15 protein-coding genes are annotated in these 14831 nt (G+C 73.2%); 7 read left to right on the top strand and 8 right to left on the bottom strand.

Annotation, left to right across the window (positions count from 1 at the left end):
- Positions 1–10: 10 nt before the first annotated feature.
- A complete protein-coding gene (locus ACU610_RS11205; RefSeq protein WP_446767788.1) occupies positions 11–1255 on the bottom strand; it encodes a thiolase family protein in 1245 nt (414 codons plus the stop codon).
- A gap of 332 nt (positions 1256–1587) precedes the next feature.
- Positions 1588–2934: an MFS transporter gene (locus ACU610_RS11200; protein WP_446767787.1), complete on the bottom strand. Its 1347-nt coding sequence runs from the start codon at positions 2932–2934 to the stop codon at positions 1588–1590.
- A gap of 548 nt (positions 2935–3482) precedes the next feature.
- Here ACU610_RS11200 and ACU610_RS11195 point away from each other — a divergent pair.
- The 3 genes from ACU610_RS11195 (at position 3483) to ACU610_RS11185 (ending at position 5363) form a co-directional block, all read left to right on the top strand.
- Positions 3483–4625 (top strand): M14 family metallopeptidase, encoded by a 1143-nt coding sequence (locus ACU610_RS11195; protein WP_446767786.1) that lies wholly within the window; start codon positions 3483–3485, stop codon positions 4623–4625.
- Positions 4626–4693: 68 nt separating this feature from the next.
- Positions 4694–4984: a hypothetical protein gene (locus ACU610_RS11190; RefSeq protein ID WP_446767785.1), complete on the top strand. Its 291-nt coding sequence runs from the start codon at positions 4694–4696 to the stop codon at positions 4982–4984.
- A 175-nt stretch (positions 4985–5159) separates the two neighbouring features.
- The gene (locus ACU610_RS11185) at positions 5160–5363 is read left to right on the top strand and encodes an antitoxin (RefSeq protein ID WP_446767784.1); all 204 of its coding nucleotides are present in this window, start codon (positions 5160–5162) and stop codon (positions 5361–5363) included.
- 258 nt (positions 5364–5621) lie between these two features.
- Here the strand turns inward: ACU610_RS11185 and ACU610_RS11180 are convergent, their stop codons facing one another.
- The 4 genes from ACU610_RS11180 to ACU610_RS11165 all read right to left on the bottom strand — a co-directional run bounded on the left by ACU610_RS11180 (position 5622) and on the right by ACU610_RS11165 (position 8423).
- Positions 5622–6086, bottom strand: coding sequence for a pyridoxamine 5'-phosphate oxidase family protein (locus ACU610_RS11180; protein ID WP_446767783.1), 465 nt, complete (start codon positions 6084–6086; stop codon positions 5622–5624).
- A gap of 205 nt (positions 6087–6291) precedes the next feature.
- The gene (locus ACU610_RS11175; protein ID WP_446767782.1) at positions 6292–6690 is read right to left on the bottom strand and encodes a hypothetical protein; all 399 of its coding nucleotides are present in this window, start codon (positions 6688–6690) and stop codon (positions 6292–6294) included.
- Between the two features lie 288 nt (positions 6691–6978).
- Positions 6979–7344, bottom strand: a complete 366-nt coding sequence (locus ACU610_RS11170; protein WP_446767781.1) for a hypothetical protein — start codon at positions 7342–7344, stop codon at positions 6979–6981.
- Positions 7345–7784: 440 nt separating this feature from the next.
- A complete protein-coding gene (locus tag ACU610_RS11165; RefSeq protein ID WP_446767780.1) occupies positions 7785–8423 on the bottom strand; it encodes a TetR/AcrR family transcriptional regulator in 639 nt (212 codons plus the stop codon).
- 77 nt (positions 8424–8500) lie between these two features.
- Here ACU610_RS11165 and ACU610_RS11160 point away from each other — a divergent pair, with 77 nt between their 5' ends.
- Positions 8501–9862 carry an FAD-dependent oxidoreductase gene (locus ACU610_RS11160; protein WP_446767779.1) on the top strand — a complete coding sequence of 454 codons (1362 nt, stop codon included), beginning with the start codon at positions 8501–8503 and terminating at the stop codon, positions 9860–9862.
- Positions 9863–10413: 551 nt separating this feature from the next.
- On the opposite strand, the gene ACU610_RS11155 is transcribed toward ACU610_RS11160, so the two are convergent.
- Complete coding sequence (locus tag ACU610_RS11155) at positions 10414–11301, bottom strand: LLM class flavin-dependent oxidoreductase (RefSeq protein WP_446767778.1); 888 nt, start codon at positions 11299–11301, stop codon at positions 10414–10416.
- A 1091-nt stretch (positions 11302–12392) separates the two neighbouring features.
- Between ACU610_RS11155 and ACU610_RS11150 the strand changes: the two genes are divergently transcribed.
- Both ACU610_RS11150 and ACU610_RS11145 read left to right on the top strand, forming a co-directional pair.
- On the top strand, positions 12393–12572 hold the full coding sequence (locus ACU610_RS11150; protein WP_446767777.1) for a hypothetical protein: 180 nt from the start codon (positions 12393–12395) through the stop codon (positions 12570–12572).
- 34 nt (positions 12573–12606) lie between these two features.
- Positions 12607–12876 carry a DUF7455 domain-containing protein gene (locus ACU610_RS11145; RefSeq protein WP_446767776.1) on the top strand — a complete coding sequence of 90 codons (270 nt, stop codon included), beginning with the start codon at positions 12607–12609 and terminating at the stop codon, positions 12874–12876.
- On the opposite strand, the gene ACU610_RS11140 is transcribed toward ACU610_RS11145, so the two are convergent.
- Entirely contained in the window at positions 12866–13162 is a 297-nt protein-coding gene (locus tag ACU610_RS11140) for a universal stress protein (protein ID WP_446767775.1), read from the bottom strand. The two genes, ACU610_RS11145 and ACU610_RS11140, sit on opposite strands and share 11 nt — an antisense overlap.
- 348 nt (positions 13163–13510) lie before the next feature.
- On the opposite strand from ACU610_RS11140, the gene ACU610_RS11135 reads away from it, so the two are divergent.
- Entirely contained in the window at positions 13511–14740 is a 1230-nt protein-coding gene (locus ACU610_RS11135; protein WP_446767774.1) for a PucR family transcriptional regulator, read from the top strand.
- Positions 14741–14831: the final 91 nt, after the last annotated feature.

The raw sequence follows: 14831 nt of genomic DNA, 5'->3' as shown, positions 1-14831 counted from the left end.
GTGAGCTCGCTCACACCGTCTCCACGAGCATCGCGACGCCCTGACCGACGCCGACGCACAGGGTGGCCAGACCGCGGCGGCCGCCCTCCCGCTCGAGCCGGCCGAGCAGGGTCACCAGCAGGCGGGCCCCCGAGCAGCCGAGCGGGTGGCCGAGGGCGGTCGCACCACCGTCGGCGTTGGTGATCTGCTCGTCGAGCTTCAACCGGCGCAGCACACCGATCGACTGGGCGGCGAAGGCCTCGTTGAGCTCGACGGCGTCCAGGTCGTCGACGGTCCAGCCCGCCCTGGCCAGGGCCTTCTCCGTCGCCGGGACCGGCCCCAGCCCCATCACGTTGGGGGCGACACCGGCGCTGGCGCTGGCCACGATCCGTGCCCGCGGGGTCAGCCCGTGCCGCTCGACCGCCGCGCCGCTGGCCAGCACGAGGGCCGAGGCGCCGTCCGACAGCGGCGAGCTGTTCCCGGCGGTGACGACCCCGCCCGGCCTGAACACCGGCTCGAGCCTGCCGAGGGTCTCCATGGTCGAGCCCCGACGGGGACCCTCGTCCGTGGTCACCTCGACGGTCCCCTTCTTCCCGCGCAGGGGAACCGGGACGATCTCCCGGTGGAACCGGCCGGCGTCCTGGGCGGCGACCGCCCGCTCGTGGCTGCGGACCGCGAAGGCGTCGCACTCCTCGCGGGTGAGGCCGTCGAGGGCGGCGACCTCCTCGGCCGTCTCGCCCATCGACAGCGTGATCTTGCGGGTGCGCGGGTCCTCGGGGTGCTCGACCGCCCGGTCGTGGGCGGCGAACCGGGGATTGGTGAACCGCCAGCCGAGCGCGGTGTCCGCCACCTCGCCCGGCTTGGGCCACGGCATGCCGGGCTTGGCCATCACCCACGGGGCGCGGGTCATCGACTCCACCCCGCCGGCGATGGCCAGGTCCAGGTCACCGGCCCGGATGGACGCTGCTGCCGACGCCGTCGCGGTCAGCCCGGAGGCGCAGAGCCGGTTGGTGGTGTAGCCGGGCACCGTGTCCGGGAGGCCGGCGAGCAGCACGGCCATGCGGGCGACGTCGCGGTTGTCCTCGCCCGCCTGGTTCGCAGCACCCAGGACGACCTCCTCGACCGCCTCTGCGGGAGCGCCGGACCGGCGCAGCGCCTCGCCGACCACCAGGGCGGCGAGGTCGTCGGGGCGGACGGACGCCAGGGCGCCTCCGTACCTCCCCTGCGGGGTCCGCACCCCGTCGACGAGGTAGACCTCGGTGTTCTCGTGGGACATCGTCGCTCCTCCGGCTCGCCGGGTACGGCACTGCACTGCACTGGGCTGGACACGGCGTGGCGGCTGCGCCCCTGTGGAAGCAACGCCCCGTGACGGCCGCCACAGCCGATCGCGTCCGAGGCGACGTGGCGGTCGACGGCCGTGGAGCCACGTCGCCGGGTCGGGACGACGGACGCGGTGCACGGGTGGGCCTGCGGCGACCTGTGTCACCGGCGGGTGGGGGGCCCGGTGGCGCGAGGACGCAGCTTCCTCGTGGGCGGGTGCGGCGACTGCTCGGCCGCCGGCCCACCGGTGCCGGCTCCTCGCGCCCCGGACGTGCGCCGGATGGCGCGTCAGGGTCGGACGTCGAGCGCCCCGGCCGCGTCCGGGTGCGCGCGCAGGTACTCCTCGTGGGCCTCGGCCACCCGCAGGTTCCTCCCGCGGGTCTCCCCGGCGGCGGTCACCGCGGCGAAGGAGATGACGCAGAGCACCATGATGTAGACGCCGACCGAGCCCGACCACCCCGTGGACTGCAGGAGCAGCTCGGCGATCATCGGCGCGAAGGCGCCGCCGAGGATCGCGCCCAGGGCGTAGCCGATCGAGACGCCGGAGTAGCGGACCGCGACGGGGAACATCTCCGCGTACATCGCCGACATCGGGCCGTACGACAGCCCGAGTCCGACGGTCAGCAGGAACAGGGCGCCGCCGTAGAGCCAGATGTTGCCCGTGTCGATGAGCAGGAACATCGGGATCATCCAGACGAAGACCAGGGCGTAGCCGATCTGGAACGTGCGCACCCGGCCGATCCGGTCCGAGAGGGCACCGCCGTACATCGTGAAGACGAGCCAGCCGAAGGAGGCCAGGGTGGTGGCCAGCAGGACGGAGGGTCGCGGCATGCCCAGGGTGGTGCTGGCGTAGGCGATGAAGAACGCGATCAGCAGGTACCCGGCGGCGTTGTTGGCGATGAAGATGAGTGCGCTGAGCACGACCTGCTTGGTGTTGCGCCGGAAGAGATCGCGCAGCGGCGCGGAGGACTCCTTCTTGCGCAGCCGCATCTCCTTGAAGACCGGGCTCTCCTCCACGGCGCGGCGGATCAGGTAACCGATGAGGATCAGCACCACCGAGAGCAGGAAGGGGACGCGCCAGCCCCAGGACTGGAACTGCTCGGCAGTGGTCACCGTGGACAGCAGCCACAGCACGCCGGTCGCCAGGATCATGCCGACCGGCACACCGATCTGCGGGTAGGCGCCGAACAGGCCGCGCCGCTCCACCGGGGCGTGCTCCACCGACATCAGCGCCGCGCCGCCCCACTCACCACCGGCCGAGAATCCCTGCAGGACCCGCAGCAGGATCAGGATGGCCGGTGCGGCCAGGCCGATCTGCTCGTACGTCGGCAGCAGTCCGATGAGTGCGGTGGCCGTGCCCATCAGCAGCAGCGTGAAGACCAGCATCCGCTTGCGGCCGAGCCGGTCGCCGAAGCGCCCGGCCACGATGGCCCCCAGCGGGCGGAACAGGAAGCTGATGCCGATGGTGGCCAGCGACAGCACGGTGGCCAGCCCGGGGGAGTCCTCGCTCACGGGGGACAGGAAGAGCGGGGCGAGGACCAGGCTCGCCGCCTGGGCGTAGATGAAGAAGTCGTACCACTCGATGGTGGTGCCGGCGAGGGTGCCCGCGAGGACCTTCCGCTCCTCCGAGGACATCCGCTGGCGCGTGCGAGGGGGGGCGTGTGTGGGAAGGGACATGGAGATCCGCCGTCGTCCGAGGGGGTTATTTACTGACCGATAGGTCAGTTGGTGGTGCGACGGTACCCGGGTGTGCCCGACGACACAATGGCCTCTCGGCGGGCGCCGACCCTGGAGGGCTGTGGCCCCGTCGTCGGACGGCGAGCGACTCGCGCGGGGCGCCGATCGGGCCTGGCCGCTGCCGACGAGGCGGTCGACGAGGGGTGTCCGTCCCGCGGCGCCGGTCCGCGGCGCGATCGATGGCGGCGGAGCGCTCGAGGTGCAGAGGCCGGACGCGTCACGGCGGTATCCGTCGGGCGCATCGACCGCGACGGCCGTGACACGGGCGTGACGATGCTGTGACGGGTCGTGCCTAGCCTTCGGGACCGAACGGTCCGCACCTGACGTGGTCGGGCGGCTCCTCGAGGAGACGGAGCGGCTGGGTCTCGGCCGACCCGAGCACCGGCCGCGGTCGTCCTCGGCGCGCCGAGTCCACACCAGCCGATGCCCCAGCACGGGAGGGCCCGATGGCAAGCCTGATCGCGAGAGTCACGTCCACGAGCCCGCGGGCGCCGCTCGCCCGGCTGCTCACCGCACCCCTCGGGCTGGACGTGTGGGAGGTCAAGCCCGACCACCTGGTGCTGCAGGCGGACGAGGCCCAGGCCGCCCGGCTGGAGGCGATGGGGTACGGCGTCGAGCAGGTGCAGATGCTCGAGCCCTACCTGTCGACCTTCGCCACCGAGGCGGCTGAGACCGGCTACCACTCGGTGGCGAGCCTGGAGCAGGACCTGCGACGCCTGGCCGAGGAGCACCCGGAGATCGCCGAGCTGCACGAGATCGGGCGCAGCGTGGAGGGCCGCCCGCTGTGGGCCCTGCGCATCGGCGAGCGCCGCGGGAGCACGCGCAAGGTCGCCTTCCTCGGCTGTCACCACGCACGCGAGTGGCTGGCCGTCGAGGTCCCCTACCTGCTGGCCGAGCACCTCCTCGGGAACTCCTCGGCCGACCCCGTCCAGCAGTGGCTGCAGCAGGGCGAGGTCTGGGTGGCGCCGATGGTCAACCCGGACGGCCACGAGTACACGCGCGTCGGCGACCGGCTGTGGCGCAAGAACCGGCGCCCGAACCGGAACGGCAGCATCGGCGTCGACCCCAACCGCAACTACGGCTACATGTGGGGCACGCTCGACGTCAGCACCTCCAGCCACGTCCCGTCCGACCAGACCTACGTCGGCCCGCGGGCCTTCTCCGAGCCCGAGGTGCGCGCGGTGCGGGACCTCGTCGCCCGGGAACGCTTCAGCGGCGTCCTCAGCTACCACAGCTACTCGCAGCTGATCCTGTACCCGTGGGGCTACACGGCCGAGCGGATCGAGGACCCGAACGACTTCGCCGAGCACCGGGACCTCGCCCAGGACATGGAGCAGTTGATCCGGAAGGTCCACGGCAAGACCTACGTCGCGCAGCAGTCGTCGGAGCTGTACCCGACGGCGGGTGACACCACCGACTGGACCTACGGCGAGTACGACGCCGTGTCGTTCACCATCGAACTGCGCCCGGCCTCCGCGGAGGAGGGCGGGTTCATCCTGCCCGCCAGCGAGATCCGACCCTGCTGGGAGGAGAACCGCCCCGCGGCGTTCGAGTTCATCCAGCACGTCTTCGAGCGGCCGGAGGCCTGACCGATCGTGGTCCGTCCAGAACCCACCGGCGGCGCCGCGGCCGGACGTGCCGCCGCGGCCGTGGGCCGGTGACCGCGGGCGAGGGCGATGAGCCGGTGGTCGCCCGCGTGACGCCGGAGGCCGGCAGCAGCGTCGCGAAGCTGCTCGGCATGCCCCTGGGCCTCGACGTCTGGGAACGCCACGCCGACTTCCTGGTGGTGGCGGCGCCCGAGAGCCGGCTCGCTGAACTCGAGCGGCGGCGACTGGCCCACGTCGAGCGCTGGGCCACGGCGACGCAGTACCAGGCCCGGATGCAGAACCGGTCCGCGGACAGGAGTGTCGACCGGCCAGGGGACCCCTCACCGACGGACGACGGTTGATGCCGCACCAGCACGTGGCGGCCCTTCCGCGTGTTCCGCTCGTCCCGTAGGTGCGGCCGACGCCGGGGCGCGCCGGGTCGGTGGCGCGGACAGGAACTGACGCGGCGGAGAGGGGTCGCCGCTGCCCCGCCGGGTACGCAGGAGGAATCTCGCACCCAGACGGAAGGAGCCCGGCGTGGATCCCGGTGGCCTCGCGGACAAGGCGAAGAACGCACTCGACAGCGAGCAGGGCGAGCAGCGCAGCGATCAGGCGCTGGACAAGGCCGAGCAGTTGGCCGACGAGAGGACCGGCGGCAAGTACGACCAGCAGACCGACAAGGTCGGCGACCTCGCCGACCAGCGCATCGGCCAGCAGGACGCCGGGCAGCCCGGCAGCTGAGCACACCGCAGGAGGGCGGGGTGCCTGCCGCACCCTGCCCTCCTCCCGGGCTGGGCGACGCGTCCGTCCGGCGAGCGCGCCACCGACCCCTGCCCTGGCGCATCGGCGCGATCACCGCCGTCGTCCCGGTCCTGCCGCACCGCGGGCACGACCGGCTCACACGATCAGCCAGGGTGCGGAGTCATCGCTGGACGCTCGACGGTGATCCGTCCCCGGCGAGCGGAGTGAGCAGACCGTGGCCTCGGCATCGCCGGTCGATCACTCCGTCGATGCGCGCGTCAGGCCTGACAGCGGCGTCAGCCACGAGCCGGGATCGGCGATCGGGAAACGCCGGCCACTGGTGGTCGTCGGAGAGATCCGGATGGACCGGCCCTCGTCTCCCGCCGGCCAAGGGAAGGGTGGTGGGTCGACGGTGTCGAGCAGATCCTGGCCCCCGCTGATCTCTTCGGCATCTCCCTTGACCACGACGCTCCACGCCTTCGCGGTCGCGTCGTCGTGACCGTCTGCTTCCAGGGCCACCGGCGAGTCGGACAATGCGGCGGAGACCTTGGTGCCGGCCCCGGAGCGGAACACGACAGTTCCGTGGCCCACCACGAAGTTGATCGGAAAGACGTCGGGATGGTCATCCACCCAGACGGCCAGCCGCCCGACGCTGGTGGTGCGGAGCAGTGCCCAGCACGCACTCTCCGACGACTCGTCCACGGTCACGTTCTCGTCAATCATGGTCCGCAGTCCGGTTCGATCGCGGCAACAGGGAGATGTCGGCCCGGCCGCCGAAGCCCCGATACGCCGGCACCGGGACTCATACGGCCAGCGGTACCGCAACACGGCCCGGATGAGGCCGTACCGGGCCGCATGACCACGGACGTGGTCCCGCCGGAGCACGCCAGCCGGGGGACCGCGCCGGCAGCCGGTCAGGGCCCGATGGTCAGCCGGCCAGGAGCACGCCGAGGAAGAGAGCGCCCAGCGCACTCAGCCCGGTCAGCGCACCGTAGACGGCCAGGGCGGCTGGGCTCTTCGCGCGGGCGTGGAGGAGGGCGGTCACTCCGGAGACCGCCACGGCGACGAGCTTGACGATCAGGGTGACGCGGTATGCCCGCCCTTGGCCTCCGACCGCCAGGACGTTCCAGACCCCGGTCGCGACGAGGACGGCGAAAGCCGGCCAGGCGACCCGGTTGAAGGCCCTCGCCGCGTTGCGGGGAGCATCGGACGCGGTGCGACGCAGTACCGGCACCAGGGCCGCGAGGACCACCTGCCCGCCCACCCAGACGGTCGCCGCGAGGACGTGCAGGAACATCCGGATCACGTCGAGGTCGATACCGAGCACGTCGGGGATCGTGGCAGCTGCTGCGGCGGCATCACGCGCTGTTCGATACGAGCCGGCCGACCTGCTGCAGGGAACGGGAGGGGCCGTCTCCTCAGCCGGGGGCGGCCGTGCACCCCACTCGGCCCGATGCGGGTGGGGAGGGAGTCGGTCGGTGTCGAGGGGGACGGCACCGGTCCTCCAGCCGGGCACCTCGCCGCGAGTCGCGGCGCCGGCGTGGTGGCCTTCGCGCCGCGACCCTGCACGCGCCCGACCTCGGCACCGCCTGCTGCGGTCCGATCGAGGTCTGGGTCACTGACCGGCGGCGTCAGCTCCGTCCGGGCCTCGGTCCTCGCTCTCGGGCCGCGCTCCCGAGGCCTGCGTGTCCATGCGCTCGAGGCGCTGACGGATCGCCGCGACGTTGAGGGCCAGGTCCTCGAGCGCCTCGACGGCGCGCGTCACGAGCGCGAACGGGAGGTTCTCGCGCTGCCACTCGGCGCCGGGCTCGCGGTTTCCCTGGGGGATCTCGGGGCGCTCGCGCGGACGACGCGTCGCCTCCGCCCACGTCTCGTCATCGCTCCGCGGGCCGCCGAACAGCTCGCGCAGCATCCGCTGCGCCAACTCGAGGAACTCACCCGGGTCAGGCCGGTTGGTCGCCATCAGTCCCTCCCAGCTCATGTCGAGCACCTGGCGCGGACCGGGGGATCCCCGATCCGCGACGACGCGACCAACCTAGGACCAACGAACCGCTCCCAGCAGCCGGTGGCGGCCGATGGCGTCCGGCGATGGGGAACCCCGCTGAGCTCGACGTCCATCGGTGACCGATCCCTGCCGACACCACCACGGTCGACTCGCGGGGTCACGGGTTCGAGTTCGGTCGGGGAGCGACGTCTCAGGTCGGCCGTGGGTCGACGATGGGCCACGTGGCGGCTGTTGCATGTCGCCCACCGTTCTCGGGTGGGCCCTCGGCGACCCGACCCCGGCCTTCCCGGGTTCGGCTCGCTGATCGTCTCGTCCGACTCGACGATGCGTTCGCCGGCGGCTCGGCCGGGTGCCAGGAGGGCTGTACCTGGGCAGTGAGCGCGCTCCTTCCGGGCGGCCCCCCGTCGCTCGTGCCGTTACGCCAGCAGTGACATCGCCGCCGTCCGTTGCAGGTGCCCGGCGTAGGTCTCGAACCTCCAGCCCCAGGTGCCCACCAGGCGCTGGTAGAGCGTCGGATCGATCAGGACGTCGGCGATGGCGGCAGCCTGTTCGGGATCGAGGTCCGGCTGGAGCCCGCCGAGGTCGGCGACGCGGCCGATGACAGCTCGAGCGCCCTCGGCCCGCTGGCCGTCCGTCGTGGCGAGGAGGGCTGCAGCGTCAGGGTCGGCGTCGGCTGCCACGACGAGGACGTGGTGGAGCGTGGCGAGCCGCCTGTTGATGGCGGCGTTCATGGCCATCCATGCGGCGAGCAGCTCCGCGGGGTCCCCGCCCTGCATCATCCGCTGCACCTCGGGCCGGTCCGCGATGGCCACCGGTTCGTCGTCGCCGGCCAGCGTCCAGTCGAAGGCGAGCTTCAGCACGGCGGCCTTCGCGCCGACCGCGGTGAAGACGGTCCTGCGGCTGACCCCCGCACGCTCGGCGATGGCGTCGATCGTGGTCGGGACATAGCCGCTCTCGACGAACAGCGAGGCTCCGGCGTCGACGATCCGCCGGCGCGTGGCCTGCGACTGCTCGTCGCGGAGGGCGGAGCGGTACGGGCGGCCGCCGCCCGTCATGCGCGTGGCTCCGCCGACCCACTTGACAGCACTACTAGTGTAATCAACACATCGTCAGTGTAACGGGTGATGGAACCATGGACGTCATCGTCATCGGCGCCGGGCCCACGGGCCTGACCCTCGGCGCGGCCCTCGCCCGGCGCGGCCATCGCGTCGTGGCCGTCGACAGGGACCCCGGCCCTCCACCCGACGGCTCGTGGCGGCGCCGGGGTGTGATGCAGTTCCAGCAGGCGCACGGGTTCCGCCCGCAGGTGCGCGACCTGCTGCTCGCCGAGTGGCCCGAGGCGTGGCACGCGTGGCTCGACCTCGGTGCAGAACCGATCCACCTGCCCACGATCGGCGCCTGGACCCCCGCGATCGGGGTGCGGTCCCGCCGCGTCACCTACGAGCGAGCCCTCCGGCGGGCGGCGGCAGAGTCCGACGGTCTCACCGTCGCGGTCGGCCACGTCGACGGCCTCGCCGAACGGGACGGTCGGGTCGTGGGCGCGGTCGTCGACGGGTCGACGGTGAGCGCCGACCTGGTCGTCGATGCGAGCGGTCGCCTCTCCCGGCTGACGCCGCCGCCGCGGATTCGCGGGGACGTCGGCATGGCCTACGTGTCCCGCACCTACCGCCGGCACCTGGGCGTGACGCCGGGTGCTGTGACCACGCCGTTCGCCTGGAGCGCCCGGTTCCAGGGGTACGACGCCTACGCCTTCCCTCACGAACACGGCCACGTCTCGATCGTGATCATCCGACCCAGGGCCGACGTCGGCCTGGGCGCCCTCCGTCACCTGAGCGCCTTCGACGCCGCCTGCCGTGCGATCCCCGGGCTGGCCGAATGGACCGACGCCCGTCTCGCCACGCCCACCAGCGGCGTCATCGTCGGTGGCGGGTTGCTCAACATCTACCGGCAGCAGCTCGGTCGGCCCGGTCTGGTCGCCGTCGGTGACGCGGTCGCGACCACGGCGCCCACGGCGGGCCGGGGGCTCGCCATGGCCAGCATGCAGATCGGCGCACTCCTGGAGTTGCTCGACGCGGGCGCCGACCCCGCCGGCATCGCTGCTCCGTTCGGCGCCTGGTGTGACAGGTGGATCCTCCCGTGGGTCGAGGACCACCTCGACTTCGACGCCGAGTCGGTACGCCGGTGGCAAGGCCACGACCTCGACCTCACTCAGCCCCTGACCTCGGCCGCCATCGTCGCGGCTGCCCAAGCCGACCCGCGGATCCAAGCCCACGTCGCCGGCTTCATGGCCATGACCGCGTTGCCGGCGTCGCTGGCTGCCGCCGAGCCCCTGGCCCGCGCCGTCTACGAGACCGGCTGGCGCCAGCCGACGGCCGAAGGCCCCACGCGCGACGAACTCGTCTCGATCGCCGAGCGCGCGCGAGGAGGCTCGGCCGCCCGGCTCGAGACGGCGGTGGCGCCGGCCCCCGGCTACCTCGAGAGGAGCGCATCGTGAACGCCCGCCGTCTGCCGGTCGCGAGGCTGCCCGAGGTCGACGTCGCAGTGGTCGTCGAGCCGCTGCTGCGCGAGTACGTGCCGTGGGCGGCCGCGCAGCCGCTGGACTGACGCGGCCCAGTCCCCTCCACGCCGTCGTACCGGTGAGCCAGGTCGACGTCGGCGCCAGCCCTCGGGATGGTCGGCCTCGGCGAACAGCGGGAGGAACCGGTCGGCCCTGCGGTCCTCGGGACCGCCGGAGGTGGACATCGGATGCCTTCCGCGTGTTCCGTCCCCACCGGTTCCGCGCCGCCGACGTCCCCGGTGGTCAGCCGGTCCGGGGTGACCAGGGCGAGGAAGCAGGCCGTGCCGTCGAGGTGGACCTCCGCGAGGCACTGGGCGTCGCGCTCGGCGTCCCGCAGCGGAAGCGCTCCCCACGGGGCGCGCCCGGGGCGGCGACCTGCTGCTGCGGCCGGTCGAGCACCAGCGCCGTCCCCCGGTGTCGACCCGGGTGGCGCACCACGTCCCGCCCGCGACGCGGTCACGCCTCCGACGACGGCGGCCCGTCGCGTCCTACGGCCGGGCGCGACCGGCGGCCACCGACTCCCGGACGGCAGGGGCGATCTCCAGGCCGTAGCGAGCCACCTCGTCCGCGTCGTCGCTGGCCAGCACGAACGTGCTGAACCCGTGCTCGAGTGCCAGCGTGGTGAGCATCTCGACCGGCGTCGGCGGCAGGTCGGCACGCGGCTCGCCGCCGAGCGCGCCGATGTTGAGCAGCCGCCGGACGTCTGCGGGTCGCCGTCCCGCCTCGGTCGCTGCCTCGTCGATCAGCGCGTTGGCGGCTGCGAGGTCGTCCAGGCCCGCCCAGCCGCCGAGGGAGGGCAGCCACCCGTCGGCCTTCTCGCCGGTGAGCCGGAGCATCCGCGGCTTGTAGGCGCCCAGCCAGATGCTGATGGTGTGCGCAGGTCGCGGCCCACGCTTGGCTCCGTGCACCGAGTGGACGGCGCCGTCGACACGCAGCACCTTCCCCGCGTCGACGTCCCAGATGCCGCGCATGACCTCGATGGCGTCGCGCACCGATGCAACCGCTTCGCCGGGCGCGAGCCGCCGTCCGCCCATGGCCTCGATCGCGTCCCAGAAGGCGCCGGACCCGAGGCCCAGCTCGAAGCGACCGCCACTGAGCAGGTCGAGGCTGGCCGCGGCGCGGGCGACCACGGCGGGCGGGCGCAGTGGCAGGTTGAGCACGTTGGGCGACAGGTGCACCCGCTCCGTGCGGGCGGCGACGTAGGACAGCAGCGTCCAGGTGTCGAGGAAGCGCGGTTGGTACGGGTGGTCCTGGAAGGTGACCAGGTCCAACCCCGCCCGCTCGGACGCCGCTGCGAGCGCCACCGCGTGCTGCGGATCGGCGTTGGACGGGGTGATGAACGACCCGAACTCCAGCTCGTGCCCGTAGTCGGTCATCGCGGCCTCCGGATGTCGCTGGTGACCGCTTGAACACCATCGCGGTCCGGGGATTCCCGGCCTCTGCCGTGGAACCGGTGGCGACGATCGACGGAGCCGTTCGACTGCTCGCAGGAGCAGATGACGGTGAGCCCCGCCTACTGCGGCTGGTCCTCGTCGGGCCGGTTCGGGCGGCCGGGCTCGTTTCCGACGGCGGGCTCGGGCCCGCGGTACGGATCGCCGTCACTACATCGGACAGCAACCCCTGACCAGTCCGGACAGCTCGCACCCCCACCGCCCCCCGGCCGTGCCGGAGTCCGTGGGAGCCAGTTCGTCGACGGGCACCACGAGGTCATCGCCGGCCGCTCCGTCTGCGTCGGACTCCTGGAGTCCGTCCGTTGTGCTCAGGTCACGCCGCACGGGGAGGGGTGTCGCGACACGGGGCTGGAGGCTCCGTGCGGGGCGGTGCTCCACCGGTCGTTCCACCGCCGAGTGCGTGGATGGCGGCGGACGGGACCGCCAGCCCGAGCGTGGAGCGCAGGGCGGACAGCCGGCGGCCTTCCAGCTCTCGTCTGAGCCGCTCCAAACCGTGCTCCATCGATTCGTCCACCTTTCGCTGGGAGTGCCCCCAGCATGGTCCTCATCCGCCCGTTCCCCCACGGTGTCGTCCGGTCGACTGGCCGTGGTCACGCTTGCCGACGCTCGGCAACCGTGTGGCGGGACGGGATCTCGGGGAGCTCCCGGGCTCGCGCTCGGGAACAGGCGCGGCCGCCGACGCCGTGACCGAGCCAGCCAGTCGTCCCCCGTCGCCAGCCCGCCGGACTGCTCGGGGATCGCGCGCTGCCGATGGCCTGTGGGTTGCCTCGGCAATCCGGCTGACCGTCCCCACGGTTGTTGCCTGCGATCGGCAATGCCGGCGTGCGCCAACTGGCCGACGGCGTCCCTGGCCGGCCGTCGTTTCCGGAGGGCATGGTCGGGCTCAGCAGGAGGTGACCGTGCTGAGCAGTCACGCACAGCGGACACGGTGATGGGGGCGGGGGCGCCTTCGCCGCGCTGCGCGGTGACAGCGGTACCACGCCGTCGGTATCTGCGGTCGATCCGACCGCCTGACGGTGCGCGGCCGGCCGGTGTTCGTCCTCGACGTCATCCGCAGGTTCGTCCGGCTGCGCCGCGAATGCCGCGGCGCCGTGCGTCTCGAGCGGCTGCCGGAGACCGCTGAGGCGATCACCGTCGAGCGGTCGCCCGGCGAGCCCGCGCCGGCACGGCGAGCCGGCGCCACCGGCCACCGATGACCTGAACCGATCGAGAACCAACCGGAGGAACCAGGTGCCGATTGCCACCATGCACGACGACGTCACGTTCCCTGCGCCCGCCGCCCCTCTGACGCTCACCGACCGCTGCGACGCAGCCGCCGTCGTGGGCGGCCCCAACGGCAGGACCGGCCGCGGTGCCTGCGGCGCGCAGGCCTTCATCCGCGCTGTGCTCCCCAGCGGCAACGACCTGGTCTTCTGCGCCCACCACGGCCGTGAGCAGGAGGCTGCGCTCGCCGCCGCTGGTGCGACCGTCCGCGACGGGACCGGCGAGATCAACGCCTAGCTCGGGGTTCGAGTGGGCACGGGCTCGGCGGTGCAGTCGTCAGAGGGCGGGGCGGCACCACGGTCACCGGGCAGCGCGCCTGGTGCACGCCCCGACGGCTGACCGACCCGATGAGCAGCCGCGAGAACCCACCCGGTCCCCGGGAGCCGACCACCAGCTGATCTGTTCCTTCGGCCTGTCGAGCAGGACTGCTGCCGGACCGCACGGGCACTCGGTCCTGCTGCTGCTTGGCGGGGTCTTCGGTGCGCCCTGCGTGCTCAGCTGCGGGCAGCTGCAGCTGCGCCACAGCGCCCACCTGAGCGCAGTGGCGACGCCGACGGCCGGCTCCCGAAGAGGCCCAGCACGATCGTGATCCAGGCGCCGGCGACCACCGGGGCCGGCAGGTCCGCCGGGCCGCGCGACGCCCGTCTCCCGTGGCTGGGCGCGGGCGGCGCGGCGCGGGACGGCTCCCCGACCTCCTCTGCCAGAACCGCTGGACGTCGTCCCGGATCCGCTGCTCCCGCCTGCTGAGCACTGCCCACCTCCTGGACTGGCTTCGACCGTGCCGCCGGGCGGGGTTCGGCACCACGGGCGCCGTCGGTCAGCTGAGGCAGACTGTCCTTGCCGATCGTCGGCAACGACGTGAGGAGGGAACATGACCCGCAACGAGCCAGGGGTGCGTCCCGGCCGGCCGACGACGCCATCAGCCGCCGACGACTGGCTGGCCTCGGTCGCGGCCTCGGCGGCGAACGCCTGCAGGGCACCGGTGGAGCTGCTCGGCGGGTACCTGCCGATGCTGGCCGATGCCGCCATCAACGGCCGACGACCGGACGACTTCGAGCTCGACGCCGTCCGCGAGCTCGGACGGCGCGCGGCCGCGCAGGGGGTCGGCGCCCGCCGCGCGGTGGATCTCTACCTGTCCGCCGCGTGGCGGCTGTGGCGGCAGCTGCCCGTGGTCGTCCGCTCTTCCGATCCGGAGAAGGTCCGCCGCGCCGCCGAGGCGGTGCTGCGGGTGCTCGACGACGCCATCGGCGTGCTGGTCGACGGTCACCAGGCCGAGCGGCGGGACATGATCCGCCACGAGGAGGCGCAGCGGGCCGAGTTCGTCGACGACCTGCTGCGCGGTGACGCCGACGTCTCCCGGCTGGTGGAGCGCGCCGAGCCGTTCGGCATCGACCTCGGCAAGCCCCACCACGTCGCGCTGGTCGCACCGTGCGACGGCGTTGGGGCGGCCGAGCGTGCGGCGATCGCGCTGGAGCGTGCGGTGGTCGAGCGGTTCGGTGACCGGGAGGTGCTGGTGGCCACGAAGGACGGTCGCGTGGTCGTCGTCGTCCCGGGTGGCTCCGCCCCGGCCTTCGCCCTACCGGAGGGCGTCGACGTGGGGACGGTGCTCCAGCAGGCACTGCGCCAGCGGAAACTCGCCGGCCGCTGGCGCGTGGCGGCCGGACGCGCCTTCCCCGGCGCCTACGGCGTCGCCCGCTCGTACGAGGAGGCCCTCGAGGCCCTGACCTTCGCCGACCGGCTCGGCCTGGACACCGACGTCGTGCACGCCCGCGACCTGCTCGTCTACCGGGTGCTGGGCCGTGATCAGGCGGCCATCGTCGACCTGGTCCGCGACGTGCTCACACCCCTGGACCAGGTGCGCGGCGGCGCGGAGGTGCTACTGGAGACCCTGCAGGAGTACTTCAACGCCGGCGAGGTCGCGACCGAGGCGGCCCGCCGGCTGCACGTCTCGGTCCGCACGGTCACCTACCGCTTGGCCCGGGTCGCCCAGCTCACCGGGTACCGCATCTCCCAGCCCGACCAGCGGTTCTCGCTGCACGCGGCCGTGCTGGGCGCACGGCTGCTCGACTGGCCCGCGACGCAGTTGCCCCCCGAACCCTGACCGGCCCCGGCGTCCGGGAAAGCGGGCCGGGCCGCACGCCACGCCCGGACCGGGTGCGTTGCACGGGCTCGTCAGCCACCCGGGCAGCCCC

The organism is Geodermatophilus sp. URMC 61 (genome assembly GCF_052931555.1).
This window is presented reverse-complemented; position numbering and strand designations above follow the sequence as displayed.

Coding starts and splice junctions, on each gene's coding strand:
- ACU610_RS11155 (WP_446767778.1), bottom strand. CDS start 11,301: ATGACCGACTACGGGCACGAGCTGGAGTTCGGGTCGTTCATCACCCCG.
- ACU610_RS11180 (WP_446767783.1), bottom strand. CDS start 6,086: ATGATTGACGAGAACGTGACCGTGGACGAGTCGTCGGAGAGTGCGTGC.
- ACU610_RS11200 (WP_446767787.1), bottom strand. CDS start 2,934: ATGTCCTCGGAGGAGCGGAAGGTCCTCGCGGGCACCCTCGCCGGCACC.
- ACU610_RS11165 (WP_446767780.1), bottom strand. CDS start 8,423: ATGACGGGCGGCGGCCGCCCGTACCGCTCCGCCCTCCGCGACGAGCAG.
- ACU610_RS11195 (WP_446767786.1), top strand. CDS start 3,483: ATGGCAAGCCTGATCGCGAGAGTCACGTCCACGAGCCCGCGGGCGCCG.
- ACU610_RS11170 (WP_446767781.1), bottom strand. CDS start 7,344: ATGAGCTGGGAGGGACTGATGGCGACCAACCGGCCTGACCCGGGTGAG.
- ACU610_RS11135 (WP_446767774.1), top strand. CDS start 13,511: ATGACCCGCAACGAGCCAGGGGTGCGTCCCGGCCGGCCGACGACGCCA.
- ACU610_RS11160 (WP_446767779.1), top strand. CDS start 8,501: ATGGACGTCATCGTCATCGGCGCCGGGCCCACGGGCCTGACCCTCGGC.
- ACU610_RS11205 (WP_446767788.1), bottom strand. CDS start 1,255: ATGTCCCACGAGAACACCGAGGTCTACCTCGTCGACGGGGTGCGGACC.